The organism is Paenibacillus sp. 01T422 (genome assembly GCF_056398785.1).
Genome location: NZ_JBFTQB010000998.1, coordinates 1 through 2,223, shown reverse-complemented (window position 1 = coordinate 2,223; position 2,223 = coordinate 1). Strand labels below are relative to the sequence as shown.

The following is a 2,223-nucleotide window of genomic DNA, read 5'->3' as shown; positions in this document are numbered from 1 at the left end:
GGTATAGGCTGATGCCCCGTCTTGCTGCAAGCCAGCACGCATAACATCTGTCTCTCCACCATCCTCCGCGTGCTTATGATAGTTAACCGTATCCGAAGCTACGACTTTCGCATTTACGTGATACCCATTCGAGTAAACCGTGACATCCTGTAGAGGCAGGAACTGCGTTCCAGCTGGGCTTGCCGCCAAGCTCGCATTTGGTACTGTCAGCAACGATCCAGCGGTCAAACTTAAAGCCATCAACAAGCTAATTGCCTTTTTCATCATGCTTGCCTATCCTCCATTTCTTATTGGCCCAAATTTGTTAACGTTTTCATTAAAAGCTGCGCTACATACCTCCTATCCACTTTTAAGCATAAAATGGAAATATAAACCAACAATCACGCTTCATTATGGCGTACGAATGGCAAGCTTGCCTATAACCAAAACCTCCAATAGCGTTGATAATAAATCGAATCAATGCTCAAAATCATCAAAAGCATTGATTTTTCATCCAATTAAGGCAAGTTTAGTTATAACCATCTTGTACCGTTGACGAAATAAAACCATAATTTTATATTGAAAATATCTGATTATCATAGAAAGCTAACAAAAGGAGGACCACCTTTGCCGGAATCTCATGAATCGACAGCTGTTTCCCACGACGCTTATCGCCGTCTGCGGGCGGATTGCGAAAGCTGCTTTGGTCTATGCTGTGTAGCGCTGCCTTTCGCTGCTTCAGCTGACTTTGCAGCTAGCAAGCATGCTGGCCAGCCCTGTCCTAACCTGCGAGATGACCATCGCTGCGGTGTACACCAGGATCTCAGGAAGATCGGTTACCGCGGATGTACCGTATACGATTGCTTTGGTGCTGGTCAACATGTCGCTCAAGTGACCTATGGAGGCAAGGATTGGGTGAACGCGCCGGAAACCGCGAAACAAATGTTTGAGGTGTTTCCTATCATGCGGCAGCTTCATGAGCTGCTCTGGTATTTGACGGAAGCGCTTGAGCTTGAGCAGACGCGATCTATTCATGAAGCGCTTCGTTCAGCGCGAGAGGAAACGCAGCGCCTCACAGCATTAAGCGCTGAAGCGCTCCTGGAACTTGACGTTGCAGCACATCGTGCAGATGTGAATGCCCTGCTCCTGCAGACAAGCGAGCTCGTGAGAGCTGGCGTTCAGCGTCAGCAGCGGGGCTCCCGTGGACGCACAAAAGGCTACGGACGAGGAGCGGATCTGATTGGAGCCAATCTACAAGGCGCGGATCTTAGGGGCGCTCACTTGCGAGGCGCCTATCTGATCGCAGCAGACCTGAGAGAGGCAGATTTGCGATCAGCGGATCTCATTGGAGCTGACTTCCGCGATGCCAACCTGGGTGGCGCTGATTTAACAGAAAGCCTCTTTCTTACACAGTTCCAGATCAATGCCGCGAAAGGTAATTCGCATACCAAGCTTCCTGGTTCACTCAGCCGGCCACCTCACTGGTCGGCATAGACGCAACAAAAGGCTGATCTAGAACGTCTTTTCAGACCTCTAGATCAGCCTTTATTAGGTTAACTTATTTCCACTTCTGAGCTTCTTGGCCTCTGAGTTTAATGCCGCTTCTTTTCTGGTAGAGATCATTCGCAGCCTTCAACGCATCGTTCCCACCTTTGGACTTCCACTCTTCGATGACCTTCGGCCAATCACTGATAGGTTCTTTGCCATACACCATTTTGACCATATGCGAGAGCAGTACGGCAGGAGCCGTATCTGATAATGGCGCAATATCCGGATTTTTTTGCATAGCTTCCAATATCGGATCAAACTCCAAGCCACCGCGTCCTTCATTCGGTAAAACAGTCTCAAACGTTTTGAGCAGATCCTTTCCTTCTTGCGTCGTATTCAAAATTTGTTTGCGGAACGCATCGTCCTTGACCATATGAAGGAAACCACTCAAATAACGCTGTTCCGACACCTCGGCGTCTGTCTTAGGTTCTGTTGGCAGAGTCAAATCAAACCACTTATCAGCCTCTTCTGAGGCCTGCCATTCGAAGAACTTAAGAATGCCCGGAATTTTATCCTTCGCTGTCTTCGCATTGATTAAATACGAGCGTGCACCCGATGAGTACAAATACCCGCCGCCTTTCCCATCTGTGCCAACCGGAGAAGGAATAATTCTGATCTTCGCATCAGGGACAGCCTGTTTCAATTGCGTTTGCCACTGCAGCAACTCCTGTGCGTTCATTTCCCACATGCCAGCTT

At 48.7% G+C, this 2,223-nt stretch carries 3 protein-coding genes; 1 reads left to right on the top strand and 2 read right to left on the bottom strand.

Annotated elements, in window-relative coordinates; genetic code table 11:
* Positions 1–267 (bottom strand): hypothetical protein (locus tag AC1DUA_RS34655; protein ID WP_477504059.1); only part of this gene is annotated, 267 nt, incomplete at its 3' end.
* Between the two features lie 339 nt (positions 268–606).
* On the opposite strand from AC1DUA_RS34655, the gene AC1DUA_RS34650 reads away from it, so the two are divergent.
* Complete coding sequence (locus tag AC1DUA_RS34650) at positions 607–1,473, top strand: pentapeptide repeat-containing protein (protein ID WP_477504058.1); 867 nt, start codon at positions 607–609, stop codon at positions 1,471–1,473.
* Between the two features lie 64 nt (positions 1,474–1,537).
* On the opposite strand, the gene AC1DUA_RS34645 is transcribed toward AC1DUA_RS34650, so the two are convergent.
* Positions 1,538–2,223 (bottom strand): type 2 periplasmic-binding domain-containing protein (locus AC1DUA_RS34645; RefSeq protein ID WP_477504057.1); only part of this gene is annotated, 686 nt, incomplete at its 5' end.